The 25,790-nt window shown below is 70.1% G+C and carries 23 protein-coding genes and 1 riboswitch; of the genes, 7 read left to right on the top strand and 16 right to left on the bottom strand.

Annotated features, from left to right (window positions below; translation table 11 throughout):
* The first annotated feature begins 1 nt into the window (after position 1).
* A complete protein-coding gene (locus JOB34_RS06055; protein ID WP_208051854.1) occupies positions 2–478 on the top strand; it encodes a cupin domain-containing protein in 477 nt (158 codons plus the stop codon).
* Positions 479–594: 116 nt separating this feature from the next.
* Here the strand turns inward: JOB34_RS06055 and JOB34_RS06050 are convergent, their stop codons facing one another.
* A complete protein-coding gene (locus JOB34_RS06050) occupies positions 595–1,134 on the bottom strand; it encodes a DUF1697 domain-containing protein (RefSeq protein ID WP_208051853.1) in 540 nt (179 codons plus the stop codon).
* Between the two features lie 29 nt (positions 1,135–1,163).
* On the opposite strand from JOB34_RS06050, the gene JOB34_RS06045 reads away from it, so the two are divergent.
* On the top strand, positions 1,164–1,781 hold the full coding sequence (locus JOB34_RS06045; RefSeq protein ID WP_179480589.1) for a histidine phosphatase family protein: 618 nt from the start codon (positions 1,164–1,166) through the stop codon (positions 1,779–1,781).
* A 3-nt stretch (positions 1,782–1,784) separates the two neighbouring features.
* Here JOB34_RS06045 and JOB34_RS06040 read toward each other — a convergent pair whose 3' ends face one another.
* On the bottom strand, positions 1,785–3,269 hold the full coding sequence (locus JOB34_RS06040; protein WP_208051852.1) for a glutamate--cysteine ligase: 1,485 nt from the start codon (positions 3,267–3,269) through the stop codon (positions 1,785–1,787).
* 268 nt (positions 3,270–3,537) lie between these two features.
* Between JOB34_RS06040 and JOB34_RS06035 the strand changes: the two genes are divergently transcribed.
* From JOB34_RS06035 to JOB34_RS06025, 3 genes are all read left to right on the top strand, one after another.
* Positions 3,538–4,713 (top strand): exonuclease SbcCD subunit D, encoded by a 1,176-nt coding sequence (locus JOB34_RS06035; protein ID WP_208051851.1) that lies wholly within the window; start codon positions 3,538–3,540, stop codon positions 4,711–4,713.
* Entirely contained in the window at positions 4,710–7,799 is a 3,090-nt protein-coding gene (locus tag JOB34_RS06030) for an SMC family ATPase (RefSeq protein ID WP_208051850.1), read from the top strand. The genes JOB34_RS06035 and JOB34_RS06030 overlap by 4 nt, the downstream gene beginning before the upstream one ends.
* Positions 7,800–7,863: 64 nt before the next feature.
* Positions 7,864–9,081: a pyridoxal phosphate-dependent aminotransferase gene (locus JOB34_RS06025; RefSeq protein ID WP_179480581.1), complete on the top strand. Its 1,218-nt coding sequence runs from the start codon at positions 7,864–7,866 to the stop codon at positions 9,079–9,081.
* Between the two features lie 70 nt (positions 9,082–9,151).
* Here the strand turns inward: JOB34_RS06025 and gcvP are convergent, their stop codons facing one another.
* The 14 genes from gcvP to JOB34_RS05955 form a co-directional block, all read right to left on the bottom strand.
* The gene (gene gcvP, locus JOB34_RS06020; RefSeq protein WP_208051849.1) at positions 9,152–12,046 is read right to left on the bottom strand and encodes an aminomethyl-transferring glycine dehydrogenase; all 2,895 of its coding nucleotides are present in this window, start codon (positions 12,044–12,046) and stop codon (positions 9,152–9,154) included.
* A gap of 100 nt (positions 12,047–12,146) precedes the next feature.
* Positions 12,147–12,244: riboswitch (glycine riboswitch) on the bottom strand.
* Positions 12,245–12,295: 51 nt separating this feature from the next.
* A complete protein-coding gene (locus JOB34_RS06015; RefSeq protein WP_243757779.1) occupies positions 12,296–12,832 on the bottom strand; it encodes a MerR family transcriptional regulator in 537 nt (178 codons plus the stop codon).
* Positions 12,833–13,111: 279 nt separating this feature from the next.
* A complete protein-coding gene (locus JOB34_RS06010) occupies positions 13,112–13,642 on the bottom strand; it encodes a bifunctional nuclease family protein (RefSeq protein WP_208051848.1) in 531 nt (176 codons plus the stop codon).
* Positions 13,639–14,340 (bottom strand): MerR family transcriptional regulator, encoded by a 702-nt coding sequence (locus JOB34_RS06005; protein WP_208051847.1) that lies wholly within the window; start codon positions 14,338–14,340, stop codon positions 13,639–13,641. The genes JOB34_RS06010 and JOB34_RS06005 overlap by 4 nt, the downstream gene beginning before the upstream one ends.
* A complete protein-coding gene (locus tag JOB34_RS06000) occupies positions 14,324–14,758 on the bottom strand; it encodes an FHA domain-containing protein (RefSeq protein ID WP_208051846.1) in 435 nt (144 codons plus the stop codon). Before JOB34_RS06000 ends, JOB34_RS06005 begins: the two co-directional genes overlap by 17 nt.
* A gap of 78 nt (positions 14,759–14,836) precedes the next feature.
* A complete protein-coding gene (gcvH, locus tag JOB34_RS05995) occupies positions 14,837–15,223 on the bottom strand; it encodes a glycine cleavage system protein GcvH (protein WP_179480571.1) in 387 nt (128 codons plus the stop codon).
* Between the two features lie 43 nt (positions 15,224–15,266).
* On the bottom strand, positions 15,267–16,010 hold the full coding sequence (locus tag JOB34_RS05990) for a DUF881 domain-containing protein (protein WP_208051845.1): 744 nt from the start codon (positions 16,008–16,010) through the stop codon (positions 15,267–15,269).
* Positions 16,007–16,339 (bottom strand): small basic family protein, encoded by a 333-nt coding sequence (locus JOB34_RS05985; protein WP_208051844.1) that lies wholly within the window; start codon positions 16,337–16,339, stop codon positions 16,007–16,009. The genes JOB34_RS05990 and JOB34_RS05985 overlap by 4 nt, the downstream gene beginning before the upstream one ends.
* Positions 16,336–17,229 carry a DUF881 domain-containing protein gene (locus JOB34_RS05980; protein ID WP_208051843.1) on the bottom strand — a complete coding sequence of 298 codons (894 nt, stop codon included), beginning with the start codon at positions 17,227–17,229 and terminating at the stop codon, positions 16,336–16,338. The genes JOB34_RS05985 and JOB34_RS05980 overlap by 4 nt, the downstream gene beginning before the upstream one ends.
* Positions 17,226–17,861: a CDP-alcohol phosphatidyltransferase family protein gene (locus JOB34_RS05975; protein WP_347813748.1), complete on the bottom strand. Its 636-nt coding sequence runs from the start codon at positions 17,859–17,861 to the stop codon at positions 17,226–17,228. The genes JOB34_RS05980 and JOB34_RS05975 overlap by 4 nt, the downstream gene beginning before the upstream one ends.
* Before the next feature lie 10 nt (positions 17,862–17,871).
* On the bottom strand, positions 17,872–18,777 hold the full coding sequence (gene fdhD, locus JOB34_RS05970) for a formate dehydrogenase accessory sulfurtransferase FdhD (protein ID WP_208051842.1): 906 nt from the start codon (positions 18,775–18,777) through the stop codon (positions 17,872–17,874).
* Positions 18,777–21,047, bottom strand: a complete 2,271-nt coding sequence (locus JOB34_RS05965) for an FdhF/YdeP family oxidoreductase (RefSeq protein ID WP_347813802.1) — start codon at positions 21,045–21,047, stop codon at positions 18,777–18,779. The genes fdhD and JOB34_RS05965 overlap by 1 nt, the downstream gene beginning before the upstream one ends.
* 62 nt (positions 21,048–21,109) lie before the next feature.
* Entirely contained in the window at positions 21,110–22,294 is a 1,185-nt protein-coding gene (locus JOB34_RS05960; protein WP_208051841.1) for a nucleotide sugar dehydrogenase, read from the bottom strand.
* A gap of 67 nt (positions 22,295–22,361) precedes the next feature.
* A complete protein-coding gene (locus tag JOB34_RS05955; RefSeq protein ID WP_208051840.1) occupies positions 22,362–23,717 on the bottom strand; it encodes a deoxyribodipyrimidine photo-lyase in 1,356 nt (451 codons plus the stop codon).
* A gap of 72 nt (positions 23,718–23,789) precedes the next feature.
* Between JOB34_RS05955 and JOB34_RS05950 the strand changes: the two genes are divergently transcribed.
* Together JOB34_RS05950 and JOB34_RS05945 are read left to right on the top strand one after the other, a co-directional pair.
* Positions 23,790–25,187 (top strand): wax ester/triacylglycerol synthase family O-acyltransferase, encoded by a 1,398-nt coding sequence (locus JOB34_RS05950; protein WP_208051839.1) that lies wholly within the window; start codon positions 23,790–23,792, stop codon positions 25,185–25,187.
* Between the two features lie 185 nt (positions 25,188–25,372).
* Positions 25,373–25,771 carry an SRPBCC family protein gene (locus tag JOB34_RS05945; protein ID WP_208051838.1) on the top strand — a complete coding sequence of 133 codons (399 nt, stop codon included), beginning with the start codon at positions 25,373–25,375 and terminating at the stop codon, positions 25,769–25,771.
* Positions 25,772–25,790 lie beyond the last annotated feature (19 nt).

Below are 25,790 nucleotides of genomic sequence, written 5' to 3'. Positions count from 1 at the left end.
GATGAGCGGTCGGAAGAAACTGCCGGACTGGGCGGAGCGGCTGGACCTGCACGAGCATCCGGAGGGCGGCTGGTTCCGCGAGACCTACCGCAGCGACCTGCAGATCCCGGATTTCCTGTCGGGCGGTTCGGGCGGCCACCGGTCGCTGGCGACGGCCATCCTCTACCTGTTGATGCCGGGTGAGCAGAGCGAATGGCATCGAGTCACCTCGGACGAGCTGTGGATCCACCAACATGGCGGACTGCTCGCGCTGGAGCTCGGCGGCGACGGACAGGTGCCCGATGGCAGGACCACCGAATATCTCGGCATGGGTCCAGCCCTCGACCGCGACTTCGCGGTGCCCCAGGCGCTCGTGCCCGCCGGGCACTGGCAGCGCGCATCGCCGTTCGGGCTGAACGGCCGCGTCGAACCGGTGCTGGTCAGCTGCGTGGTGACACCGGGCTTCGACTTCGCCGACTTCGAGCTGTACGACGGCTGACCCGACTGACGTGCGACGGACGGCGTGCGTTTGGGACCGCGCGGCGCCGCCCCAGAACCCTGCTCACGTAAGGGGACGCCGCAAGGAACCTAGCGGTGCCCTCGCAGCGGATCGGCTCAGCTCCCCCAGCGGTCGGCCAGGGTGCGCACGACCTTGATGTCCCGGGTGGTGGCATCACCGACGGTCTTCTCCAGTCGGGCGTTGGTCATCTTCGCCTCGTGCGCCGGTGTGGTCAGCCACCAGTAGACCTCCGAGCCGTGGACCCGCAGCCGTTCGCCCGGCTCCTCCCAGTCGTGCAGCAGGTCGGAGGCGTCCGCCCTCACCGGCTCGGCGCAGAACGTGACGTAACGACGCGCCTCGTCGTCCGGGAACGGCGACGCCAGGCCCTCGGCGTACGCCGCGACCTCGGCCAGCGCCGCGGGAGTGCGCACGACACAGGGCACCTGGAACCCGAACTCGGCCCCGATCAGCCGCTCCAGCTCGGCGCGTACCTTCACCGCCGACCGCATCGGTGTCTGCAGGCGCAGGTTGCCGCTCTGGATGTAGGTCTCGACATCGCTGAACGCGTTGTCCGACAGCAGCTCGCGCAGGAGGGCCATCTTCACCCACCGCGGCCGCACATTGACCGCGCGCAGGAACACGATGTAGGTCGGCACGCCTCACAGGCTGCCACTAGATTGCCCAGATGAGCGCCGACAGTCCGACATACAGCCTGATCCTCATCCGGCACGGCGAGACGGAGTGGTCGCGCACCGGCCAGCACACCGGGACGACGGATCTGCCGCTTCTGCCCGAGGGTGAGGACTGCGCGCGCCGGGCGGGCGAGGTCATCCGGGACATGCCGCGGGTGGCGGCGTTCGTGTCGCCCATGCAGCGCGCGCGACGTACGGCGGAGCTCGCGGGCATCACCGACTACACGATCGACGCCGACCTGCGCGAGTGGGACTACGGCGGTTACGAGGGCCTCACCACTCCCCAGATCCGTGAGCGGTCCGGCGACCCGCGCTGGGAGATCTTCAAGGACGGTGTGGTGCCCGGCAAGACGCCCGGCGAGACGGTCGAGGACGTCGCTGCCCGGGTCAGCCACATCATCGAACGCTCGATCCCGATGCTCGACGACGGCAACGTCGTCGTGGTCGCGCACGGCCACTCCCTGCGCATCCTCGCCACGGTGTTCCTGCAGAACGTGCCGCGTCTCGGCGCCCGCCTCATGCTGGACGCCGGCGCGATCTCGATGCTCGGCTATTACCACGGCAATCCGTGCATCCAGGTGTGGAACCGGTCGACCCGCGAGGGCGTGTAGGCGTCAGCCGGGCAGCTCCCAGGTGTGCACGGGCTCGTTGCTGTGCATGCCGTCGAGGTAGCGCTCCACCATCTGCGCGAGGGCGTCCAGCCGGCTGAGGCCCTTGGCTTCCAACGCCTGGACGCACTCGACCTGCCAGCTCGCGCCGTTGCGCCCCACCCGGCAGCGCTGCTCGATGATGCCGAGGTAGCGCTCGCGGACCGCCGTCGCCACGCCCCACTTGCGCAGTCCCTCGTGCGCGAGCGGGAGCAGGTGGCGCAGCACCAGCTCCTCGGACGCGACCTCGCCGAACCCCGGCCAGTAGATCGTCGCGTCCATCCCCCGTCGGGCGCCTTCGGTGAAGTTGTGCTCGGCCGCGGCGAAGCTCATCCGGGACCACACCGGCCGGTCGTGCTCGGCCAGCATCCGCACGACGCCGTAGTAGAACGCCGAGTTGGCCAGGGTGTCGGCGATCGTGGGGCCGGCCGGCAGCACCCTGTTCTCCACCCGCAGGTGCGGTGTGCCGTCGACCGTGTCGTAGATCGGCCTGTTCCAGCGGTAGACCGTGCCGTTGTGCAGCTTCAGCTCGGCCAACTCGGGCGCGCGCCCCTCGTCGAGCACAGCGATCGGGTCCTCCTCGCTGGTCTCGGGCAGCAGCGCCGGGAAGTAGCGCACGTTCTCCTCGAAGAGATCGAAGATCGAGGTGATCCACCGTTCCCCGAACCACACCCGCGGCCGCACGCCCTGGTACTTCAGCTCCACCGACCGGGTGTCGGTCGCCTGCAGGAAGAGCTCGACCCGGGTCTCCTGCCACAGCTGCTTGCCGAAGAGGTACGGCGAGTTGGCACCGACCGCGAGCTGTACGCCGGACAGCGCCTGGGCGGCGTTCCAGTAGGCCGCGAACTGGTGGGGCTGCACCTGCAGGTGCAGCTGCACGGATGTGCACGCGGACTCGGGGTAGATCGAATCGGCATACATGGCAAGGCGTTCGCCGCTGGTGCCCTCGATGTCGATGAAGAGGTCCTCACCACGCGCGGCGAAGATCGACTCGTTCAGTGCGGCGTACCGGGCGTTGGCGCTCATCCAGTCCGGCGAGAAGTGCTCGGGCATCAGGGTGGGCAGGATGCCCACCTGCACGATGCGCGCGCCGGCCTCGTTGGCCTTCGTCTCGGCGCGGTTGAGGCTCTCGCGCAGCTCGCGCTCCAGCTGGATCGCCGAGTCGCCGGGCATGGGGCGCGGGCTGACGTTGAGCTCGATGTTGTAGCGGCCGAGCTCGGTTTGATAGTCGGTGTCGGCGATGCTCTCCAGCACGGCGGCGTTCGACATCAACGGCATGGCGTCCTTGCCGACCAGGTTGAGTTCGATCTCCATGCCGGTCAGCTGCTGCTCGTACTCGAAGCGGTGCGTCGCCAGCATCCGCTCGAAGACGTCCAGGTCCTGGCGCACCTTCTCGCGGTAGCGCTGCCGCTGCTCGCGGGTGTACGTCGTGCCGGAAACTTCCGCGCCCATCAGGCCTCCTCGAAGATCGGGCCCAACCTACGGGGTGTCGACGACCTGGTCGTAGCACCGACCACGATTCGCGGCCGCACCCGATCCGCCGGACGTGCTTCCCCGGGTCGCGGGTTGTCGGCCTGGCGGCCATTTTCCTGCGCCACCCGGCCCTCCGACGGTGGGTTGTCGGCCCGGCGGTCACTTTTTCGCAGGACGCCCGGACTGGGCAGCCACACGCCGGGGCAAATGCGCAGACCTGTCGGAGGTGGCTCCTAGCCTTCGGAACGTGCGCATCATCCACACCTCCGACTGGCACCTGGGCCGCTCCTTCCACGGTGCCGGGCTGCTCGATGCGCAGGTGGCCTACCTCGACCACCTGGTCGACGTGGTGCGCCAGGAGAAGGTCGGCGCGGTGCTGGTGTCCGGTGACATCTACGACCGCGCCCTGCCCGCCCCAGCGACCGTTGCGGCGCTTGATGAGGCCGTGGTGCGGCTGCTCGACGCCGGTGCGCAGGTCGTGCTCTCCAGCGGCAACCACGACTCCGCGACGCGACTCGGTTTCGGGTCGCGGGTGCTGGAGCGTGCGGGCCTGCACATCCGCACCTCCCTGGACGGGATCGGCAGGCCGGTCGACCTCGGCGGGGCGGCGGTCTACCCGCTCCCCTACCTCGAACCGTCCGTGGTGGCACCCGCGCTGGACGCCGCGCCCACGCACGCCGGCGTGCTGCGCGCCGCGATGACCCGGGTGCGCGCGGACGCCGCAAGCCGACCGACTTCGACGATCGTCATGGCGCACGCCTTCGTCACCGGAGCCACCACCAGCGATTCCGAGCGCGACATCGCCGTCGGCGGGGTCGCTGCGGTGCCGCGCGCTGTCTTCGCGGGCATGACGTATGCCGCGCTGGGCCACATCCACCGGCCGATGGAGCTGGCCGACGGCGTGCGTTACAGCGGGTCGCCGGTGGCGATGTCCTTCTCCGAGGCGGGTCAGGTGAAGTCCTCGGTGCTGCTCGACCTGCAGGACGGGCAGGTGCGCACCGAGCTGATCGAGGCTCCGGTACACCGACCGATCGCCCGGTTGCGCGGCGTGCTGGCCGATTTGCTCGCCGACCCGGCCCTCACCCAGCACGAAGACGCTTGGTGCGAGGTCGTCCTCACGGACCCGACGCGACCGCCCGCGGCCATGGAGCAGGTACGCCGCCGGTTCCCGCACACCCTCACGCTCGGGTTCGCCCAGGCCGCGACCCCCATCGACCGCCGCAGCTACGCGGAGCGGGTCGATGGCCGCGACGACCTGGACCTCTGCTGCGACTTCACCGAGCACGTACGCGGTGGGGTAGCCGCCACCGACGCCGAGCGCGCCGTCTGGGCCGCGGCGTTCGAGCACGGCCGCACCGCCCGCGACGCCGGGGCAGACGAGGGTGCTGCCCGGGCCACCTCGGGCGGCCGGGGCGTCGCATGAGGCTGCACCTGTTGGAGCTGCAGGCGTTCGGACCCTTCGCCGGCCTCGAGCGGGTCGACTTCGACGCGCTGGACGCGGCAGGGCTCTATCTCATCCACGGCGCCACCGGAGCCGGCAAGACCTCGATCCTCGACGCGGTCTGCTACGCCGTCTACGGCGCCCTTCCCGGCAGCCGCACCGGGCATCGCGAGACCATTCGCAGCGACCACGCCGACCCGAGCGTCCCGTCGCACGTGCAGATCGAATTCACCGCCGCCGGTGAGCGACTGAGGATCCGACGCAGTCCGGAATGGGACGCTCCCAAGAAGCGCGGCACCGGCACCACGAAACGCCCCGCCACCGTCCTGCTGGAAGTGCTGCACGGCAATGAGTGGGTCGCGCAGAGCACCCGGATGGACGAGGCGGCCGAGATTGTCACCGACCACCTCGGCCTGGGACTGGAGCAGTTCGCCCAAGTGGTGCTGCTCCCCCAGGGCGAGTTCGCGACCTTCCTGCGCGCGAAACCCGAGGACCGCGCGGCACTGCTCGGCCGGCTCTTCGTCATCGGTCGCTTCACCGCGGCGCAGGACTGGCTCGCCGAGCGCCGGCGCGAGCTGAACACGCAGGTCCGCGAGACCGCCACGGCCATCGGTCATCAGGCCGACCGACTCGTCGACCTGCTCGCGGAGCTGGACCTGCCAGCACCGCAGGACCAGCCGCAGACCGCTGACGCTCCCGAAGTCACCGCGCTCCTCGCAACGGTCGTGGACTGTCGCCGGCTGGCCGCCGACCACGCGACCCGCGCCCTCGTCGACGCCGACGATGCGGACCGGCAGCGCGACATCGCCCGAGATGCACTGCAGCAGGCCGCTCGGCTCGTGGGACTGCAACAGCAGGCCCGCGCGGCTCGCGCGGTGCTGCAGGCGTACGAGGCGCGTGAGGACGCGCGTTGCGCGCAGCGGGAGGCGGTGCGGGCGTCCCGCCGCGCAGCCGTCGTCCGGCCGGTCGCCGCGCGGCGACGGGAAGCAGCCGCGACCCTCGACGCGGCCTCCTCGCGCCTCGAAGCCTCCGTCGCGCAGGCACGTGCACTCGTGGGCCCCGCCCACTCGCTCGACTCGGCGCGGGACCGGTCCGCGCTGGCCTGTGCGATCGCCGACGGCGGCCTAGCACTCACGGGTCTGCGCGATCTGGAGTCTCAAGCGGCCGCCGAGGCGAGGAGCGTCGGTCGTCAGGACGACGAGGCGTCCGCGACCGCCGAGCAGTTGGCGGCGGTGGTGGCCCAGCTCGATCAGTTGCGTGATCGGGTCGAGCGGATCGAGGCCGAACTGGTCGGCGCCGCGGATCCAGGTCCGGACGCCGTCAGCGCCGCCGAGCGGGTCGTCGAATCGATCAGGACGGCGCAGTCCGCCAACGAGTCCTTGGACCGTTCACTCACTGTCGTCGGGGCGGCCCGCGAGCACACCGTGAAGGTCACGCCGGTCTATGTCGCCGCGGAGGAGCAGGTGCTCGAGCTGCGACGCCGACGGCTGGCGGGCATGGTCGGCGAGATCGGCGGCGAGCTGCGTCCCGGATGCCCCTGTCCTGTCTGTGGATCCGAGCAGCACCCGGCACCGGCGATGCCCATCGACGACGCGGTGACCGCAGCCGACGTCGAGCGCGCGGAGGCTGACGCCGAAGCAGCACGGACGATCCACGCGGACGCACAGACCGCGCTGGCCATCGCCCAGGGCCGCCACGAGGACTGCGTCACGGCCCACCGCCTCGCCCTGGCGGCCATCCCCGGGCGGGTTGCAGAAGAGGCGGTCCCCGACGCCGACGCCCTCCGCGAGCTCCTGTCCGTCGCCCGGCGCACGGTCACCGCTGCGATCTCGGCACGGGATCACCGGAAGACGCTCACGAAGCTGCTCGCGGAGTCCACCGCCGCGACGTCCGAGGCGCAGGAGGCACACGCCCGGGCACAGGCCGGTCACGCGGCAGCGGTGTCGCGCCTGGCCGAGACCCGCGAGCGACTCTCCGACATCGAGCGGCGCATGGCCGACCGTCGCGACCGGCATGCGCAGGAGTGTTGGTGCGACCTCGTCGACCAGGGCGACCCGCTGGAGCGCCATCTGGAGCTGGAGCGGGCGGGCGAGACGTTGCAGGCCGCCGACCAGACCTGGCGAGTCGCGCAGGACGACGACCGCAAGGCGGCCGGTGACCTGTCCGAGATCCTCACGGCGCAGGACTTCCCCGATCTGCCGCACGCCGTCGAGGCGCTCCTGACCGCCGATCGGATGGAGCACCTCGAGCAGACGGTGGCCACGGAGCGTGCGGCCTACGACCGGGCGGTCGGGGTGCTGGACCAGCCGAACGTCGCCGACGCCGAGACGGCGCCCGCTCCGGATCTGCCCGCCCTGGAGGAGGCGGCACAGGTGACCGAGCATCGGCGTACGACGACCGCGCAGGCCGTGTCCACCGCCGACCGTGCCGTGCGCGACCTGGACAGCATCGCGGCGGCGGTCCGCGAGCTGGCGCAACGATCCCGGCCCGCGCTCGAGGAGCTCGCGGTCCTCGGCCCGTTGGCCGACACGGCCGCCGGCCACGGCGACAACCTGCTGCGGATGCGCCTGACGTCCTACGTGCTGGCCGCCCGGTTGGAGCTGGTGACAGCCCTCGCCAACGATCACCTGAAGGTGATGTCCGACGGTCGCTTCACCTTGGAACACAGCGACGAGCTGGCGCGCGGCGGTGCCCGCAGCGGCCTCGGCCTGCGGGTGCTCGACGCCTGGACCGGTCGTGCCCGCGACACCGCGAGTCTCTCCGGCGGTGAGGCGTTCACCGCTTCCCTCGCCCTGGCCCTCGGGCTCGGCGACGCCGTGCTTCACGACTCCGGCGGCCGCCCGCTCGGCACGCTGTTCGTCGACGAGGGCTTCGGATCCCTTGATGAGGAGACCCTCGACCAGGTCATGGAAGTGCTCGACGGGCTGCGCGCCGGCGGACGCAGTGTCGGCATCGTCAGTCACGTTGGCGAGCTGCGAGCCAGGATCCGCAGCCGCGTACAGGTCCGCAAGACCGAGAGCGGGTCCCACATCGAGGTCGTCCCCGCCGCGCAGGACGCGGTCGCGTAACGACACACGCGCCACGCGCGGCGGTGCCCCTGCCGGGCGTTCACGCTGTGCGAGGCTGTCCGCCGTGCGTGAGATCAAGCAGTCGGCGAAGCTCCAACATGTCCGGTACGACGTGCGCGGACCGATCCTCGTCGAGGCCGAACGCCTCGAGGCCGAGGGGCACTCGATCCTCAAGCTGAACATCGGCAACCCCGCCCCGTTCGGCTTCGAGGCGCCCGATGCGATCCAGCGGGACGTCGTGCACCACCTGCACAAGAGCCAGGGCTACAGCGACTCCCGAGGCATCTTCTCCGCACGTACGGCGGTGGCGAACTACTACCAGGGCAAGGGCCTGACGGGTGTCGAGGTCGACGACGTCTTCATCGGCAACGGGGTCAGTGAGCTGATCTCCCTGGTGCTGCAGGCGTTCGTCGACGACGGCAACGAGATCCTCATCCCGGCGCCGGACTATCCCCTGTGGACCGGGGCGGTCACGCTGGCGGGGGGCACCCCGGTGCACTACCGCTGCGACGAGGCCAACGGCTGGAATCCCGACCTGGACGACATCGAGTCGCGGATCACCCCGAACACGCATGCCCTCGTGCTCATCAACCCCAACAACCCGACTGGTGCGGTCTACAGCGAGGAGATCGTGCGCGGGTTCGTGGACATCGCCCGGCGCCACGAACTGGTGCTGATGTGCGACGAGATCTACGAGAAGATCCTCTTCGACGGCGCGGTCCACCACCACGCCGCGACGTTCGCCGGCGACGACGTGCTCTGCCTGACCTTCAGCGGGCTCTCGAAGGCCTACCGGGTGTGCGGCTACCGCTCCGGGTGGCTGGCGATCACCGGACCACGACACCTGGCGGCCGACTTCCTCGAAGGCCTCACGCTGCTGGCCAACATGCGGATGTGTGCCAACGTGCCCGCCCAGCACGCCATCCAGACCGCCCTCGGCGGATACCAGTCCATCGACGAGCTCATCGTGCCCGGCGGGCGGTTCTACGAGCAGTCCATGCTCGCGTGGCGGCTGCTCAACGAGATCCCGGGCGTCAGCTGCGTCAAGCCCGAGGGCGCGCTCTACTGCTTCCCGCGGCTGGACCCGCAGATCTACCCGATACAGGACGACCAGGCGTTCGTCATCGACCTGCTACGAGCCGAGAAGATCCTGGTCACCCATGGGACGGGCTTCAACTGGATCGCGCCGGATCACTTCCGCCTGGTCACGCTGCCGGACGTCGACACGCTCACCGAGGCGATCGGCCGGATCAGCAGGTACCTCAGCACGATTCGCGTATAACTCACGCTTCCCGCACACGGTTGTCAGCGGATTCCTGGCGGATACGCCAGGAATCCGGTGACATTCGCGCTCAGTCCTCGAACGCCTCCGGCGAGGGGCACGAGCAGATGAGGTGCCGGTCGCCGTACGCGCCGTCGATGCGCCGCACGGGTGCCCAGTACTTGCGCATCGGGTCCACGCCCGCGGGGTAGACCGCCTCGGCGCGGGAGTAGGGGTGCTCCCAGTCCTGGGTCAGCGACTGCGCGGTGTGCGGCGCGTGCCGCAGCGCGCTGTCCGCGGCGGGTACGGCGCCGTCCTCGACCTGCTGGATCTCGGCACGGATGGCGATCATGGCCTCGCAGAACCGGTCGAGTTCCTCCAGGCTCTCGCTCTCGGTCGGCTCGACCATCAGCGTGCCCGCCACCGGGAAGGACATGGTCGGCGAGTGGAAGCCGTAGTCCACCAGGCGCTTCGCGACATCGTCCACAGTGATCCCCGACGACTTGGTGAGGCCGCGCAGATCGAGGATGCACTCGTGGGCGACGAGGCCGTCCTCGCCGGAGTAGAGCACCGGGTAGGAGTCGCGCAACCGCGCCGCGACGTAGTTGGCCGACAGGATCGCGGTGCGCGTCGCGTCGGTCAGACCCTGCCCGCCCATCAGGCGGACGTAGGCCCACGAGATCGGCAGGATCGACGCCGAGCCGTACGGCGCTGCCGAGATCGGGCCCACACCCGTCTTCGGACCGGCCTCCTTGGCGAACGGGTGGTTGGGCAGGTACGGCGCCAGGTGGGAGCGGACGGCGACCGGCCCCACGCCGGGGCCGCCACCGCCGTGCGGGATGCAGAAGGTCTTGTGCAGGTTCAGGTGCGACACGTCGCCTCCGAAGCTGCCCGGCTCGGCGATCCCGATGAGCGCGTTGAGGTTCGCACCGTCGACGTAGACCTGGCCGCCGGCCTCGTGCACCAGCTCGCACAGCTCGGTGATGGTGTCCTCGTAGACACCGTGCGTCGAGGGGTAGGTGACCATCACCGCGGCCAGCGTGTCGCCGTGCTGGGCGATCTTGGCCCGCAGGTCGTCCAGATCGACCTCGCCGGTCGGGGCGGTCTTGACCACCACGACCTTGAGGCCCGCCATCACCGCACTGGCGGCGTTGGTGCCGTGCGCGGACGCCGGGATGAGGCACACCCGCCGGTCGTTGTCGCCGTTCGACCGGTGGTAGGCGGCGATCGCGAGCAGTCCTGCGAACTCGCCCTGGGAGCCGGCGTTCGGCTGCAGGGACACCGAGTCGTAGCCGGTGATCGTGGCCAGCCAGCTCTCGAGGTCGGCGACGATCGAGCGGATGCCCTCGGTCTGGTCGGCGGGCGCGAACGGGTGCAGGTTCGCGAACTCCGGCCAGGTGATCGCCTCCATCTCGGTGGTGGCGTTGAGCTTCATGGTGCACGAGCCCAGCGGGATCATCCCGCGGTCCAGGGCGTAGTCGCGGTCGGCGAGGGTGCGCAGGTAGCGCAGCATCGCCGTCTCGCTCTGGTGGCTGTGGAACACCGGGTGGGTGAGGATCTCGTCGGTACGCCGCATCGCGTCGGCCCAGTCGGGCTCCCCCGCCGACGCGGCCGCGTACTGCGGTGCCGCCGCGCCGAAGGCCGTTGCGACCGCAGCGAGATCGTCGGCAGTGGTGGTCTCGTCCACGCTCAGGCAGACCGTGTCGGCGTCGACCCGCCACAGGTTCACGCCCTGCTCGAGGGCCGCGGTGCGAACGTCGTCGGCGCGCCCGGACACGATCACGGTCAGCGTGTCGAAGTAGTCACCGTCGGCGACCTGTGCGCCCGCATCGCGCAACGACGAGGCGAGGGCGGTGGCCTTCGCGTGCACCTCGCGGGAGATCCGGGCCAGACCCTGGGGGCCGTGCCAGACGGCGTACATCGAGGCCATCACCGCGAGCAACACCTGGGCGGTGCAGATGTTCGACGTCGCCTTCTCGCGGCGGATGTGCTGCTCACGGGTCTGCAGCGCCAGCCGGTACGCCGGGTTGCCGGCCGCGTCGACGCTCACGCCGACCAGTCGTCCGGGCATCGTGCGCTCGAGTCCGGCGCGCACACTCATGTAACCCGCGTGCGGTCCACCGAAGCCCATCGGCACGCCGAAGCGCTGGGTCGTGCCGACGGCCACGTCGGCGCCCCAACTGCCGGGCGCGGTCAGCAACGTCAGCGCCAACAGATCGGCAGCGGCCGTGACCAGGGCGCCGGCCTCGTGGGCCGCCTGCGTCAGCGTGGTCCAATCCACGATGCGTCCGGACGCATCCGGATACTGCACTACGACACCGAAGACGTCGCGGTCGCCCGCGGCCTGCCGCAGGGAGGCCGCGTCGTCGACACCACGCAGATCCGCCACGACGAGCTCGATGCCGAGAGGCACGGCACGCGTGCGGGTGACGGCGATGGACTGCGGCATGACGTGCTGGTCGACCAGCAGGACCGCGTCGGCGGACGCCTTGCTGCCGCGGCGCATCAACGTCATGGCCTCGGCGACGGCGGTGGCCTCGTCGAGCAGCGACGCACCGGCCGTCTGCAGGCCGGTCAGGTCGCGTACGACGGTCTGGAAGTTGAGCAGTGCCTCGAGCCGGCCCTGGGAGATCTCCGGCTGGTAGGGCGTGTACGCCGTGTACCAGGCCGGGTTCTCCAGGATGTTGCGGCGGATCACCGCAGGAGTGTGGGTGCCGTAGTAGCCGAGGCCGATCATGCTGGTGCGCACCGAGTTGCGCGCCGCGATCGCGCGCAGCTCCTCGATGACCGCGGGTTCGGACGGTGCGGCCTGGAGCTCGAACGGGTGGTCCGCGCGGATCCGGCCCGGGACGGCGGCGTCCAGAAGGGCCTCGAGGCTGGGCTGGTCGACGGCCTTCAGCATCACCGCGACGTCGTCCTCGGTGGGCGCGACGTGGCGGCGGACGAAGTCGGGGGCGGGCGCGTCGTGCTGGGTGGGGGTGCTCATGGCGTTCCTCGCAGAGGGCAGGCGGCGGTCGGTCGCCTCCCCTTCTGTCAGCTGGTCCCGGCCGGACTTCGACCGTGCGGGGACATGCCTTCAGAGATGCCTCGACCGGGCGGTCCGGGAGCCTGAGAGGTTCTGGGGAGAATTGCCCCTTCGGCGTCCTCGCACAGGATCGTGCGAGTTCTCTCCCGCCGGCGTCGCGAGCGTGCTCAAGATTACTACGCGGGCGGGTGGACTCCTACCGCGGCCGGATCAACCGGCGTGGCGGGCCTGGCGACGCTGACGCAACTCGTCGCCGGGGTGTACGGCGGGCTCCGGCTCCTCCGGTCGCTCGCTCGGCAGCTCGCTGAGCGTGCCCTCGACCTCGCGCCACACCGAGCCGAGCGCGATACCGAACACGCCCTGCCCGCCGCGCATCAGGTCGATGACCTCTTCATCGGAGGTGCATTCGTAGACGCTCGCGCCATCGGACATCAAGGTGATCCCGGCGAGGTCGGACACGCCCCGGGCCCGAAGAGTGCTGACCGCGATCCGGATCTGCTGCAGGGAGACACCGGTGTCCAGGAGTCGCTTGACGACCTTGAGCACGAGGATGTCGCGGAAGCTGTAGAGCCGCTGGTGGCCCGAACCCGAGGGATTGCGCACCGACGGCTCGAGCAGCCCCGTGCGCGCCCAGTAGTCCAACTGCCGGTAGGTGACGCCGGCCGCGTTGCATGCCGCCGGACCGCGGTAACCGACCGTCTCGGTGTCGGACGCGTCACCCGGGTGCGCGAACAGCGCGCCCTGCAGCGGCTGAGCGGCGCGGGTCCCGTCCTGCAGTACCGACGCAGCATCGCCTGTCGTGCCTGTCGCAGCCACGGTCGACCTCCAGTTTCCGGGGTCCTACCGACCCGCGTGAGCAACCCGTCGAACGAGCCGCTGTTCCTGCATTCTACGGCCGGAGAGGCGTTGCGGAGGGCCCGCGAACCACTGAAACCGTGCTCGCAACGTAAGGCGCGCTGCAGGCAGGGTCAACGACCGGCGGGGTCTAATTTCGGCGTGTCGCGGCATCTGGCGCAACAGTAACCCTCAAGTCGAGGATGAGGGTCGGTCCTCGGGCCCGTCTTCGGGGGCTTCACCAGGTCCTTCGCCCTCGGAGGTCTCGAAATCCTCGGCCGACACGTTGTCGAGGAACTCGCGGAATTTCTCGACCTCGTCGTCCTCTTCGACCGGCACGGACACGCCGACCTCGTCGAAGATCTCGTCCGCAACGTAGATCGACACCCCGGCACGCAAGGCGATGGCGATCGCGTCGGAGGAGCGGGCGCTGATGGTGGTGTCACCGTCGACGACCAGCTCGGCGTAGAAGATGCTGTCCTCCATCCGGGTCACCACGACGTGCTCCAGGGTGTGACCGAGGTCGGACAGGACGTTGACCAGCAGATCGTGTGTCAGCGGACGCGGCGACGCCACCCCTTGCTGCGCGTACGCGATCGCGGTCGCCTCCGGCGCGCCGATCCAGATCGGCACGTAGAGCTCGCCGTCCCTCTCGCGCAACAGGACGATCGGCTTGTTGGTCGGCATCTCGACTCGCACACCCATGACATCGACCCGTCTCATGGGTGCAACGCTACCTGCGCGCGCAGCAACGCGAGATGCAGTGCCAGGCACTCGCCCACGACCTGCTCGCTCTCGGTGCCTCGAGCGCCGCGGCCGCGCAGTTGCGCGACCATCGCGGCCTCTCGTTCCGCGGCCAGCCGGAAGGTACGCAGGTGCCGGGCGCCGAGTCCGCGTGCCATCAGTGCGGCAGCGCTGCGGGCGACGACCAGGGCCTGCCGGTCGAAGTATCCGGCGTCCGGGGTGATCAGACCGAAGCCCGCCAGGTCGCGCACCTGCGCCTCGTTCAACCCCGATCCGCGCGCCACCTCCGCGAGGGTCAGTCGCAACGGCGGCTCGGCGCGTTCCTCCTCCGGCGGTGACGGCGGCGTGCTGAGCGCGGGGTCGCCGGCCGGTGGCGGCGGGACGGGCCGCGCGTCCAGGCCCTGCGGTGGCTGCAGGCCGCGGTCGTAGGCGTCAAGCGCCTCCCGGATGACCTTCAGCGGCCAGAAGCGGTCGCGCTGCGCGGTGAGGACGAATCGCAGACGGTCCAGGTCGGCATTGCTGTACCTGCGGTAGCCCGACGGTGAACGGCCCGGACTGACGAGACCTTCAGCATCCAAGAAGCGGACCTTGGAGATCGTCAGGTCGGGGAAGTCCTCGCGCAGCAGCGCGAGGACCGCACCGACCGTGTGGCTGCCGCCCTCAGGAGCCGGCGGCACCGTAGTAGACCAGGCGGAACTTGCCGATCTGGACCTCGGTGCCGGTCTTCAGCGGTGCCGAGTCGGTGATCTCGCCGTTGACGTAGGTGCCGTTGAGCGAGCCGACGTCCTGCACGGTGTAACCCTGGCCGGTGCGCCGGAAGATGGCGTGCCGGCGCGAGACGGTGACGTCGTCCAGGAAGATGTCACTGTCGGGGTGACGCCCCGAGCTGACCTCGTCGGCGTCGAGCAGGAATCGGGCGCCCGAGCCCGGCCCACGCTGGGAGATGAGCAGCGCCGTCCCGGGACGCAGCGCGTCCACGGTCGCCTGGTCGGCGCTGGAGAGGCCGATCTCGCTCGGGGGTACGGCGTCCGCCGGCTGGACTCCTGCTGCGGGGATGCGTGCGGTGGTGTCACCGGACGCCGGCTGCTCGGTCATTGCGTCACCCTATGTGATCGTTGTAACGGGGTCGGTGAGGTGGGCCGTGCCGATGCAGGCGCGGTGGGAGTGCTCGGTTCAGCCCAGCGACGCGGTGTACGCGTCGGCGTCCTTCAGGGCGGCGACCGCCGATGCGTCGGCGACGCGCAACTCGAACATCCAACCCTCGCCGTACGGGTCGGAGTTGATCAACTCCGGTGTGCTGTCCAGGCTTTCGTTGACCGCGGTGACTTCGCCGTCCAGCGGGGCGTAGAGGTCGCTGACGGACTTGGTCGACTCGACCTCGCCGCACGAGTCACCCGAGGTGAGCTGGTCGCCGACCGCCGGCAGGCTGACGTACACCACATCGCCGAGCGCGTCCTGCGCGAAGGCCGTGATGCCGATCCGCACCACGTCGTCCTGCTCTCGCACCCACTCGTGATCCTCGGTGTAGCGCAGGTCGGCGGGGTACTCCAGCTGGGACATGGGGCTCCTCGGGTTAAGGCGTGCGGTGCGTCGGCGCGGCCGGTCAGCCGGTCGACGTGGTGGTGTCGGGGTGAGCGTACTGATCGCCGCTTCCGGCCCGCAACGCGCTCACCGAGACTGTGCTGGAACTGGTCACCGAGGCGGTGGCACCCAGCTGGCGCAGGGTGCTCACGACGCCGCCGGGGATGGCCATCGCCGTGGACATGGTGTGCGGGTCGCCGATGGCGAGCAGCACGTACGGCGCGCTGATGGAGGTCCCGTCGACCTGCAGCCGGTTGTCGCTGCCGGTGGAGAAGTAGGAGCTGGCCACGACGCGCACCGAGTTGACCTGGATGGCCTCGGCGCCGGCGTCCCGCAGCTCCTCGACCGCGTCCAGGAGGTTGGCCGACTGCACCCCGGCCTTGGGGTCCGCGACGGTGATCCGGATGCCCGGCCCCGTGGCGGGCAGGGTGCCGGCCAGGATGCCGAGCTGGGTCAACCGCTGCTGCGCCGCCTTCAGGGCGGCCTGGTCCCCGGTGCTGCCGCGCAGCTGATCCCGGGTGTAGGTGAGGGTGTCGCTCTCGTGGCCGAGGCGCACGGCCTGCTGCGCCTCGCCGTCGAGGAGAGCGACCAGGTCGTCCTGAGACAGGTTGTCCAGGCCCGAGGAGCGGTTCTGGTGCACCTGGGTCACCATCGCGAAGCCGAGGGCGGCGGCGAGCACGGCGGCCAGGGCGTTGGCCTTCGTCGCGCGCGGGCGGCCCATCCTGGCCAGCGTGCGCCAGCCGGACTCGCGCGCCGGCTCGCTCATGCGTGGAAGAGGTGCCGGCGGATGGCGGCGACGTTGGAGAAGATCCGCAGACCCAGCACGACCACGACGGCGGTCGACAGCTGGGACCCGACGCCGAGCTGGTCACCCATGAAGACGATCAGGGCCGCCACCACGACGTTCGACAGGAACGACACCACGAAGACCTTGTCGCTGAAGATGCCGTCCAGCATGGCGCGCACCGCACCGAAGACGGCGTCCAGCGCCGCGATGACCGCCACCGGGAGATACGGCTGCAGCCACAGCGGCACGTCCGGGTGCAGGAAGAGGCCGAGGAGCAGACCGCCCAGGAGCCCGAGTGCCGGGATCACTGCGCCGCCTTCGCGTAGCGCAGGTCGGCCACGACGGCGGCGGGCAGCTTGAGCGAGCTGTCCGATCGCAGGCTGGTGCGGATGCCGTACCCGGTCGCCAGACCGTGCAGGTAGATCCCACCCTCGGAGTCGTCGAAGGCGGTGCGCAACGACGGCGGTCCGATCGCCGAGACGACGTACGGCGGCTGCAGGGGCTGGAAGTTGACGAGAATCGCCTCCCCGGCGGATCGAATGGCGCTCTGGGCGGTGAGGCGCTGACCGTTGATCGCGATGGCTTCGGCGCCACCCTGCCACATGCCGTCGACGACCAGCTGCAGGTCCGCCGACGCCACCTGGCCCTCGGCCGACGTGGTGTCACTGCCCTGCTGGTGGCGCGGATCGACGCCCGCGCCCGCATTGCCGCTCGGTGCGTTGTCGACGCTGAGGACGACTCCCGGGCCGTGTACGGCGACCAGGCCGGTGCTCGCGCCGAGCGCGTTCAGCTGTGCAGCCGTGCTCGCTCCGTTGTTCCGGGCGAGCGCCTTGTTCTGCAGGGTCGAGATCTCACCCCGCAAACCGGTGATCTGCCGGGAACTTGCGGCGATGTCGCCCTGCTCCTGGTGGATGCGAGAGATCAGCGAGGCGCGTTGCCGGTCCTGGTGAGTGCGGGGCACCCGCAGCGCGGACACCGCGGTGGCCAGGGCGAATCCGAGCAGGATCACCACGGCGATGAGGATCGGCGAACGGTGCCCGCTTGAGGCAGCGCCGCGAGAGCCCCCCGCAGCCGCGCGGCGGTCGGCCTCCTGGCGGTACGCCGGGTCCAGCGGGTTCTTCATCAACTCGGTGATGAGCGACATCGAAGCGGCCGGGTCGCGAGGCGGTGCCTGCGCCCGGTCGGTGGCACCGCTCATCGCGCATCCACCGGCGCACGGGTCCGGCCCGGCCGGTCGCGCACCATCTGACGCACGTGCTCGGCGTACATCACGCCCGCGACCCAGTACAGGCCGGTTCCCCACCACACGAACGCCCACCCGATGGGCAGCGCGACGGCGCCGACCACCCCGTGCTGCTGCCCGAGCAGCACCAGCGGGAACGCGTAGATGAGGTTGAACGTCGCCGCCTTGCCGATGAAGTGCACCGGCGGGATCGGCAGGTGGTGGATCTGCAGGACGGGCCCCAGGGCGAGCACGAAGACCTCGCGCAGGAGGAGCAGCGCCACCAGCCACCAGGGGATGATGTGCCGCCAGGCCAGGCCGAGCAGGGTGGACAGGATGTAGAGCCGGTCCGCCGTGGGGTCGAGCAGCTGACCCAGGCGGGAGACCAACCCGTACGCGCGGGCGATCTTGCCGTCGAGGTAGTCGGTGACACCGGAGAGCACCAGCACCAGCAGCGCCCAGAGGTCGTGCCGCTGCAGGATGAGCACCAGGAAGATGGGCACGCCGACCAGACGGGCGGTCGACAGCATGTTGGGCGCCGTCACGATGCGGTGGCTGACGGGCTGCGGCGTCTGCTCCGCGTGACCTGCCGCACCCTTGTCCTGCACAGCGCGCAGCCTAGTTGGTGACCATCCGCTCCCCGGCGACGCGTGCCTGAGCCTGCTGCGGTGACGTCTCGTGCTGCAGCCGGTGCGGGTGAGTGAACGCCGTCATCCGGTCCTCGCGCAGGAACCCGATCAACGTCAGCCCCAGCTCCTGCGCCGCCTCGATCGCCAGGCTGGACGGCGCCGAGACGCAGGCCATGAGCCGGATGCCGGCCATCGCCGCTTTCTGGACGATCTCGAACGACGCCCGCGAGGTCACGATCAGGGCGAGTCCGGAAAGGTCGGCGCGGTCAGAACCGCCCACGGCAGGCTCCCCGTGCATGACCGACCAGCCGATCGCCTTGTCCACCGCGTTGTGGCGGCCGATGTCCTCCCGTACGACCAGCGGGTGCGCGGACCCGTCGAACAGGCCGGCAGCGTGCACTCCGCCAGTGCGTTCGAAGACCGCCTGGCCGTCGCGCAGCGCAGCGGCGCAGCGCGCCAGGATCTGCGGGGTCCAGGCCGGTCCCGCGTCCTCGGTCGTGCCGTCCGCCGCGGTCGGCCTCGCGGCCAGCACGGCATCGATCGTGGTCTTGCCGCACAACCCGCACCCACCGTGCATGACCAGGTTGCGTTGTGCGCTCACGGGCACCGAGGCGGTGGCGTCGCGCAGCGTGACGTCGACGACGTTCAGGGTCTCCGTGTCGCTGCAGTACCTCGCCAGCACGATGTCGTCCCGATGCCGGATGACGCCCTCCGCCAGCAGGAAGCCGTGGATGAGCTCCATGTCGTGGCCGGGCGTGCGCATCGTGACGGTCAGCTGCTCACCGCCGACCCGGATCTCCAGGGGCTCTTCGACGGCGACCGTGTCGATCCTCGCGCGGGACTCCCCCGCCAGGTCGAACCGAACAGCCTTGTGACGCGTAGTGATCCGGCCCATCAGGTCGACGGCTCCAGCCGCACGACCACGGTCTTGGACGTCGGCGTGTTGCTGCGTTCGGCCGTGGAGTCCAGCGGCACCAGCACGTTGGTCTCGGGGAAGTACGCGGCGGCGCAGCTGCGGGCCGTCGGATAGGAGACGATCCGGAAGCGGTCGGCGCGGCGTTCCTCCACCTTGTCGGCGCCGGCTATGCCGCGCCACACCGAGACGATGTCGACGATCTGCTCGTCGTGCAGGCCCAACTCGGCCAGGTCGTCGGGGTTGACGAAGACCACCCGGCGACCGTCCTTGATGCCGCGGTAGTGGTCGTCCATGCCGTAGATGGTGGTGTTGTACTGATCGTGGCTGCGCACCGTCTGCAGCAGCAGGTGGCCGGGCGGGCAGTCCGGCGCCCACATCTCGTGCGTGGTGAAGGTGGCCTTCCCCGACTGCGTCTCGAAGCGGCGTTCGTCACGCGGCGGACTCGGCAGCAGGAAGCCACCTGGGTGCTCCAGCCGGGTCTCAAAATGCTCGAATCCGGGCACGACCGCCGCGATGTGCGAGCGGATCACCCGGTAGTCCCCGCGCATGGCCGGCCAGTCGATCGTGCTGCCGGGCAGTGTCTTTCGAGCCAGCTCGCAGATGATCGCGACCTCGCTGAGCAGCGTCGGGTCGGCCGGTCGCAACCGACCCTGCGAGGCGTGCACCATGCTCATGGAGTCCTCGACACTCACCCGCTGCGCGCCGGAGACCTGCAGATCCTCCTCGGTACGTCCGATGGTCGGCAGGATCAGCGCCTCGTCCCCGGTGACCGCGTGCGAGCCGTTGAGCTTGGTGGAGACGTGCACCGTGAGCGTGGCCTTCTCCAGTGAGGCGGCGGTCACGTCGGTGTCGGAGGTGGCCCGCACGAAGTTGCCGCCGACAGCCATGAAGACCTTCGCGTGCCCGTCGCGGAACGCACGGACCGCGTCGACGACGTCGTACCCGTGCTCGCGTGGTGCGGTGATCGCGAACTCGTCGTCGAGGGCCTGCAGGAAGCTCTCGCCAGGCTTCTCCCAGACGCCCATGGTGCGGTCGCCCTGCACGTTGGAGTGCCCGCGGACCGGGCACACACCGGCGCCGGGTTTGCCGATGTTGCCCTGCAGCAGGAGGACGTCGACGACGTCCTGGATCGTCGCGACGGCGTGCCGGTGCTGGGTCAGCCCCATCGCCCAGCAGATCGTCGTGGCGCGGGAGCGGGCGAATTCGTCTGCCAGCGCTTCGATCTCACCGCGCTGCAAGCCGGTGGCGCGCGCGGTGGCGTCCCAGTCGAGTGTCGCCAGCGACGCGGCGTACTCCTCGAATCCGCTGGTGTGCTGCGCGATGAAGTCCTTGTCGAGCACGTCCGGGCGCTGCAGCAGAAGGTGTCCGAGCGCCTGGAAGAGCGCCTGATCACCGCCGAGGCGCACCTGCAGGTAGAGGTCGGCCAACGGGGTGCCGGGTCCGATCACGCCTCGGGGGGTCTGCGGGTTGCGGAACTTGATCAGGCCCGCCTCCGGCAGTGGGTTGATCGCCACGATGCGCGCACCGCGCTTCTTCGCCGCCTCCAGGGCCGAGAGCATCCTCGGGTGATTGGTGCCGGGGTTCTGCCCGGCCACGACGAGCAGCTCGGCGTTCTCCACGTCGGTGAGGGTCACGGTGCCCTTGCCGATCCCGATCGACTCGGTGAGGGCCGTGCCGCTCGACTCGTGGCACATGTTGGAGCAGTCGGGCATGTTGTTCGTGCCGTACGCCCGCGCGAACAGCTGGTAGCAGAACGCCGCCTCGTTGCTCGTGCGGCCGGAGGTGTAGAAGACCGCCTCGTCCGGGTCCGAGAGCCCCCGCAGGTGGCCCGCCACGATGTCGAGCGCGGCATCCCAACTGACCGGCCGATAGTGGCTGTCGCCGGGCGCCTTGTGCATCGGGGTGGTGAGACGCCCCTGCTGGCCCAGCCAGTAGTCCGTGCGGCCGCGCAGCTCCTCGATGCTGTGCTTCGCGAAGAACTCCGGCGTGACCCGGCGGGTGGTGGCCTCCTCGGCGACGGCCTTGACGCCGTTCTCGCAGAACTCCGCGGCGTGCGTGTGCCCGGGATCGGGCCAGGCGCACCCGGGACAGTCGAAGCCGCCCGGCTGGTTGAGGCGAAGCAGCGTGCGGCCGGAGCGCGTCGGACCCATCTGTTTCATCGCCATCCGCATCGCGCGGGTGACCGCGGGGACGCCGGCCGCGGAATGCAGCGGGGGGCTCACCTCGAGGTGATCGTCGCTGTCCTGCACCTTCAGTTCTCGTGCCACCACCTCACGGTACGCCGCCAAGTATCGGCGCAGGAGGAGCTTGCTCAGTCCTCGCCGAACAGGTCGCGCGTATAGACCTTCGCCCCCGCCGACTGCAGTTCGGGGGTGCGCCGGTTGGCCACGACGACGTCTGCGGTGTCGATGAACTCCTGCAGATCACGCACGATGCGGGAGCCGAAGAAGGTGTGGCCCTCCAGCTCCGGCTCGTAGACGATCACCTCGACGCCCGTGGCCTTGATGCGCTTCATGATCCCCTGCACGCTGCTGGCCCGGAAGTTGTCCGAACCGGCCTTCATGATGAGCCGGTGGATGCCGACCACGGAGGGGTTACGGCGCAGGATGTCGGTGGCGATGAAGTCCTTGCGGGTCGTGTTGGCCCCGACGATGGCCTCCACCAGCTTCTGGGGGACGTCCCGGTAGTTGGCGAGCAACTGCTTGGTGTCCTTGGGCAGGCAGTAGCCGCCGTATCCGAAGGACGGATTGTTGTAGTGGCTGCCGATGCGCGGGTCGAGGCTGACGCCCTCGATGATCTGGCGGCTGTCGACGCCGTGGGTGATCGCGAAGGTGTCCAACTCGTTGAAGTAGGCGACCCGCATCGCCAGGAAGGTGTTGGAGAAGAGCTTGATCGACTCGGCCTCCTTGCTGGAGGTCAGCAGCACCGCGATCTCGCCGCCGGACCCGCCGGCGTCCGCGCCCTCCAGAAGCAGCTCGCCGAACTCCTTGGCCTCCCGCGTCTGGGCGCCCACGATGATCCGCGACGGATGCAGGTTGTCGTAGAGAGCGCGACCCTCCCGCAGGAACTCCGGGGAGTGCAGGATCGCCTCCGTGCCGAACTGCTCACGCAGCGCGTGCACGCAGCCCACCGGGATCGTCGACTTGATGACGATCGTCGCGTTGCTCCTGGCGTCGAGCACGTCGCGGATGACGCCCTCCACGCTGGAGGTGTTGAAGTAGTTGGTCTGCGGGTCGTAGTCGGTGGGGGTCGCCACGACCACGAAATCGGCGTCGGCGTACGCCGCTGTCGGATCGGTGGCGAAGGTGAGCCGCAGGTCGGCGTGCGCCAGGAAGTCCTCCAGCTCGGGGTCGCTGATCGGGCTGACACCGGCCTGCAGGCGCTCGATCTTGGACACGTCCAGGTCGACGCCCAGGACGTCGTTGTGCTGCGCGAGGAGCACAGCGTTGGACAGGCCGACATATCCCATGCCGACGACCACGATTCTGCGATTCATGGGGGTCATCCTGCCCGACCCGACCTGGTCCGCCCGACGTGTGGCACCGGGCGGCGATCGATCGCGGTCAGCGCGCGGACTCGTAGCGGCGCAGGGCCTCCTTGCGCTCGTCGGCGTGGTCGACGATGCGCTCGGGGTAGCCATCGGCGTACCCGTCGTCGACGGTCCACGGTTCGTGGGTCGCCTTGCCCTGCACGTGGCGCAACTCCGGCACCCAGCGGCGCACGTAGGCGCCGTCCGGGTCGAACTTCTGCCCCTGGGTGACCGGGTTGAAGACCCGGAAGTACGGCGAGGCGTCGGTGCCGGTGCCCGCCACCCACTGCCAGCCGTGGTTGTTGGACGCCACGTCGCCGTCGACCAGGTGGTCCAGGAAGTGCCGCGCGCCCACCGGCCACCACACGTGCAGGTCCTTGGTGAGGAAGCTGGCCGTGATCATCCGCAACCGGTTGTGCATCCACCCGGTCTGCAGCAGCTGGCGCATCCCCGCGTCGACGATCGGATAGCCGGTCTTCCCCGCCTTCCAGGCCTCGATCGCGTCCTTGGGCTCGTCGTACTTCATCCCGGACAGCTGGTCGCGCAGGTCGTGCCAGGAGGAGCGCGGCTGGTGCCAGAGCACGTCGGCGTAGAACTCGCGCCAGGCGATCTCGGTGCGGTAGGTCTGCGCACCGTCGGAGCGTTTGCGGGCCAGGTCGGCGAGCAGCGTGCGCGGGTGCAGCACGCCCAGCTTGAGGTAGGGCGACAGGCGCGAGGTGCCGTCCTTGGCGGGGCGGTCGCGGTCGGTGCCGTAGTGGTCGACCGGGCCGTCGAGGAAGTCCTCCCACCGCTGGTGCGCCGCGTCCTCCCCCACCGCGAAGTCGAGATGTCCCTCGGCGGCGTCGGCGATCAGTTCGTGCGCGTCATCGCTGGAGCCGCCGTCGACCCAGTGGATCCGGGACGGGCGTTCCGCCGGAGCCGGCCAGCCGTGGTCCTGCCAGGCACGCGAGAAGGCGGTGAAGACCTTGTACGGCGAGCCGCTGCCGTTGGTGATGACGCCGGGCCCGACGGCGTACGGCGTGCCGGTCTCGGCGAGGGAGATGTCGTCGCCGAGGGCGGCAGTGACACGTTCGTCGCGCCGCCGCCCGTACGGGGTGGTCTCACGGGAGACGTGCACGGTGTCGGCGTGCTGCTCGCGGGCGACCTGCGCCACCACCTTCGCCGGGTCGCCGCGGCGTACGGTCAGCCGGCCGTTGCACTCGGCGTCCAGGGATCGCAACGTCGCGGCGAGCCATCGGCGACGGGAATCGCCGGCTCCGTCCCACAGCGCGGGCTCGATCACGAACAGGGGAACCACCCCCGACGCACCAGCCTGCTCGACGGCGGCGTTGAGTGCCGGGTGGTCGTGCAGTCGCAGGTCGCGGCGGAACCACAGGATCGAAGAGGTCATGCACCCATCCTGCCGGTGCCCGCCGACATCGCGTGCGCAATGATCTGCGTCACACTCCTAGAAAGGTCGCCGATGACGCCCAGTCTCATCGATCCCACGTCGTTGGCGTTCCTCCTGTCGGAGAGCCGCGCGATGCCGATGCACGTCGGAAGCCTGCAGCTGTTCGAGAAGCCGCCGGGGGCGCCACGCGACTACGCCCGCCGGGTCTATGAGCAGTTGATCGCCGTCGAGGACATCAACCCGCTCTTCCTGAAGCGGCCGACCCGCTCGTGGCGCACGGCGGGTCAGTGGATGTGGGAGCCGGACGCGCAGTTCGACGTCGAGCACCACGTGCGACACAGCGCTCTGCCCAAGCCCGGGCGGGTGCGCGAGCTGCTCGAACTGTGCTCGCGACTGCACGGGACTCCGCTGGCGCGCGACCGTCCGCTCTGGGAGGCCCACGTCATCGAGGGGTTGCGGGACGGCCGCTTCGCGATCTACGTCAAGCTGCACCACTCGCTCGTCGACGGCATCGCCGCGAGCAGACTGCTCATGAACACCCTCAGCACCGATCCGAACGACCCCGAGATCGTGCCCATGTGGGCCGCCCGTCCGCGTCGCGAACGCCCCGCGAAGCAGGAGGAGAGCGGCGATGTCGCCACGCAGCTGCTGCGCACCGTACGGGGACTGGCGGGTGACGCTGCCGGGATGCCCGGTGCGCTGGCGAGGACCCTCACCCGCGGCGCACGCGACGAGACGTCCCCGGTGTCGATGCGGGCACCCAAGACGATCTTCAACACCACCATCACCGGGTCGCGCCGGTTCGCCGCGCAGAGCTGGCCGTTGGAGCGGTTGGTGGCGATCTCCAAGGCATCGGGAACGACGGTGAACGATGTGGTGCTCGCCATGTGCGGCGGCGCCGTGCGCGGCTACCTGGAGGACCTGGGGGAACTCCCGGACACGTCGCTCGTGGCGATGGTGCCGGTCGGCCTGAACGCCAAGGACTCCCAGTCGGCCTCCTCCGAGGGCGGCAACGCCATCGGGACCATGATGGCCCGACTGGCGACCGACGTCGCCGAGCCGGCGCAGCGTCTGGCGCAGATCCACGCCGGCATGCAGGACGGCAAGCAGGCGCTGTCCCAGATGACCGCCAACCAGATCGTCGCGATGAGCGCGGTCGGAATGACGCCGGCGATGCTGCTGCCCTGGTTCGGGCTGCAGGGCGTGGTGCGCCCGCCGTTCAACCTCATCATCAGCAACGTCCCGGGTGCCAGGGAGACCCACTACCTGGGCGGCGCGAAGCTGGTCGGCAGCTACCCGTTGTCCATCCCGATGCAGGGCATGGCGCTCAACATCACCTGCGCCAGCTACGCGGGCAGCATGGAGTTCGGGCTGACCGGATGCCGCCGCACCGTGCCACACCTGCAATGGCTGCTGCGCCACCTGGACGACGAACTGGGCAACCTGGAACGGGCAGCCGGCATCTCCTGACCCGCCGGCCGGGAGGGCACCGAGCGGGCCCTTACAGCGTTCGGATACCTGATCCGCTGGTCGGGAGGGCACCGAGCGGGCCCTTACAGTGCTCGGTTACCTGGTCCGGCGGTCGGGAGGGCACCCAGCGGGCGTTTACGACGCGCGCCGAGACCGGTGTCGCAGCCGGGTGCGATGGTGAGGCCATGCGAAACCCCGCGATGGGCACGGCCCGTCTGAGTGCGACCGGACCGGCGACGGCGGCGCAGGCCTGGGAGCGGTATGCCCGACCCGAACTCTGGTCGACCTGGTCGCCGCAGATCCGCGGCGTCGAGACGGACGTCGAACGGCTGAGCACGGGGGCGAGGGGGACGGTCCTCGGTCCGCTGGGAGTGCGCGTCGCGTTCGTCGTGGACTCCTTCGACGAAGTGGGCATGCGGTGGGTGTGGACCGCGCGCGTCGGGCCCATCCGGATGCATCTGGCGCACGGCGTCGACGCGGCGCCGACCGGTTGCAGCACCTGGCTCGAGGCGCGCAGTGCCTGGCCGGTGCTCGCCGCCTACCTGCCGATCGCGCGCTTCGCGTTGCACAAGCTGGTTGCCTGACCGCGCCGTCGCGCCACAG

The sequence above is a fragment of the Allobranchiibius sp. GilTou38 genome, from assembly GCF_017565325.1.
Classification (GTDB): Bacteria; Actinomycetota; Actinomycetes; order Actinomycetales; family Dermatophilaceae; genus Allobranchiibius; species Allobranchiibius huperziae.
The sequence above is the reverse complement of the archived record's forward strand: the minus strand, read 5'-3'. Positions and strand labels throughout refer to the sequence as shown.

Bases quoted from the DNA above. Each gene is read 5' to 3' on its own strand.
- JOB34_RS06055 (WP_208051854.1), top strand. From the start codon at position 2: ATGAGCGGTCGGAAGAAACTGCCGGACTGGGCGGAGCGGCTGGACCTG.
- JOB34_RS06045 (WP_179480589.1), top strand. From the start codon at position 1,164: ATGAGCGCCGACAGTCCGACATACAGCCTGATCCTCATCCGGCACGGC.
- JOB34_RS06040 (WP_208051852.1), bottom strand. From the start codon at position 3,269: ATGGGCGCGGAAGTTTCCGGCACGACGTACACCCGCGAGCAGCGGCAG.
- JOB34_RS06030 (WP_208051850.1), top strand. From the start codon at position 4,710: ATGAGGCTGCACCTGTTGGAGCTGCAGGCGTTCGGACCCTTCGCCGGC.
- gcvP (WP_208051849.1), bottom strand. From the start codon at position 12,046: ATGAGCACCCCCACCCAGCACGACGCGCCCGCCCCCGACTTCGTCCGC.
- JOB34_RS06010 (WP_208051848.1), bottom strand. From the start codon at position 13,642: ATGAGACGGGTCGATGTCATGGGTGTGCGAGTCGAGATGCCGACCAAC.
- JOB34_RS06000 (WP_208051846.1), bottom strand. From the start codon at position 14,758: ATGACCGAGCAGCCGGCGTCCGGTGACACCACCGCACGCATCCCCGCA.
- gcvH (WP_179480571.1), bottom strand. From the start codon at position 15,223: ATGTCCCAGCTGGAGTACCCCGCCGACCTGCGCTACACCGAGGATCAC.
- JOB34_RS05990 (WP_208051845.1), bottom strand. From the start codon at position 16,010: ATGAGCGAGCCGGCGCGCGAGTCCGGCTGGCGCACGCTGGCCAGGATG.
- JOB34_RS05980 (WP_208051843.1), bottom strand. From the start codon at position 17,229: ATGAGCGGTGCCACCGACCGGGCGCAGGCACCGCCTCGCGACCCGGCC.
- fdhD (WP_208051842.1), bottom strand. From the start codon at position 18,777: ATGGGCCGGATCACTACGCGTCACAAGGCTGTTCGGTTCGACCTGGCG.
- JOB34_RS05960 (WP_208051841.1), bottom strand. From the start codon at position 22,294: ATGAATCGCAGAATCGTGGTCGTCGGCATGGGATATGTCGGCCTGTCC.
- JOB34_RS05955 (WP_208051840.1), bottom strand. From the start codon at position 23,717: ATGACCTCTTCGATCCTGTGGTTCCGCCGCGACCTGCGACTGCACGAC.
- JOB34_RS05950 (WP_208051839.1), top strand. From the start codon at position 23,790: ATGACGCCCAGTCTCATCGATCCCACGTCGTTGGCGTTCCTCCTGTCG.
- JOB34_RS05945 (WP_208051838.1), top strand. From the start codon at position 25,373: ATGCGAAACCCCGCGATGGGCACGGCCCGTCTGAGTGCGACCGGACCG.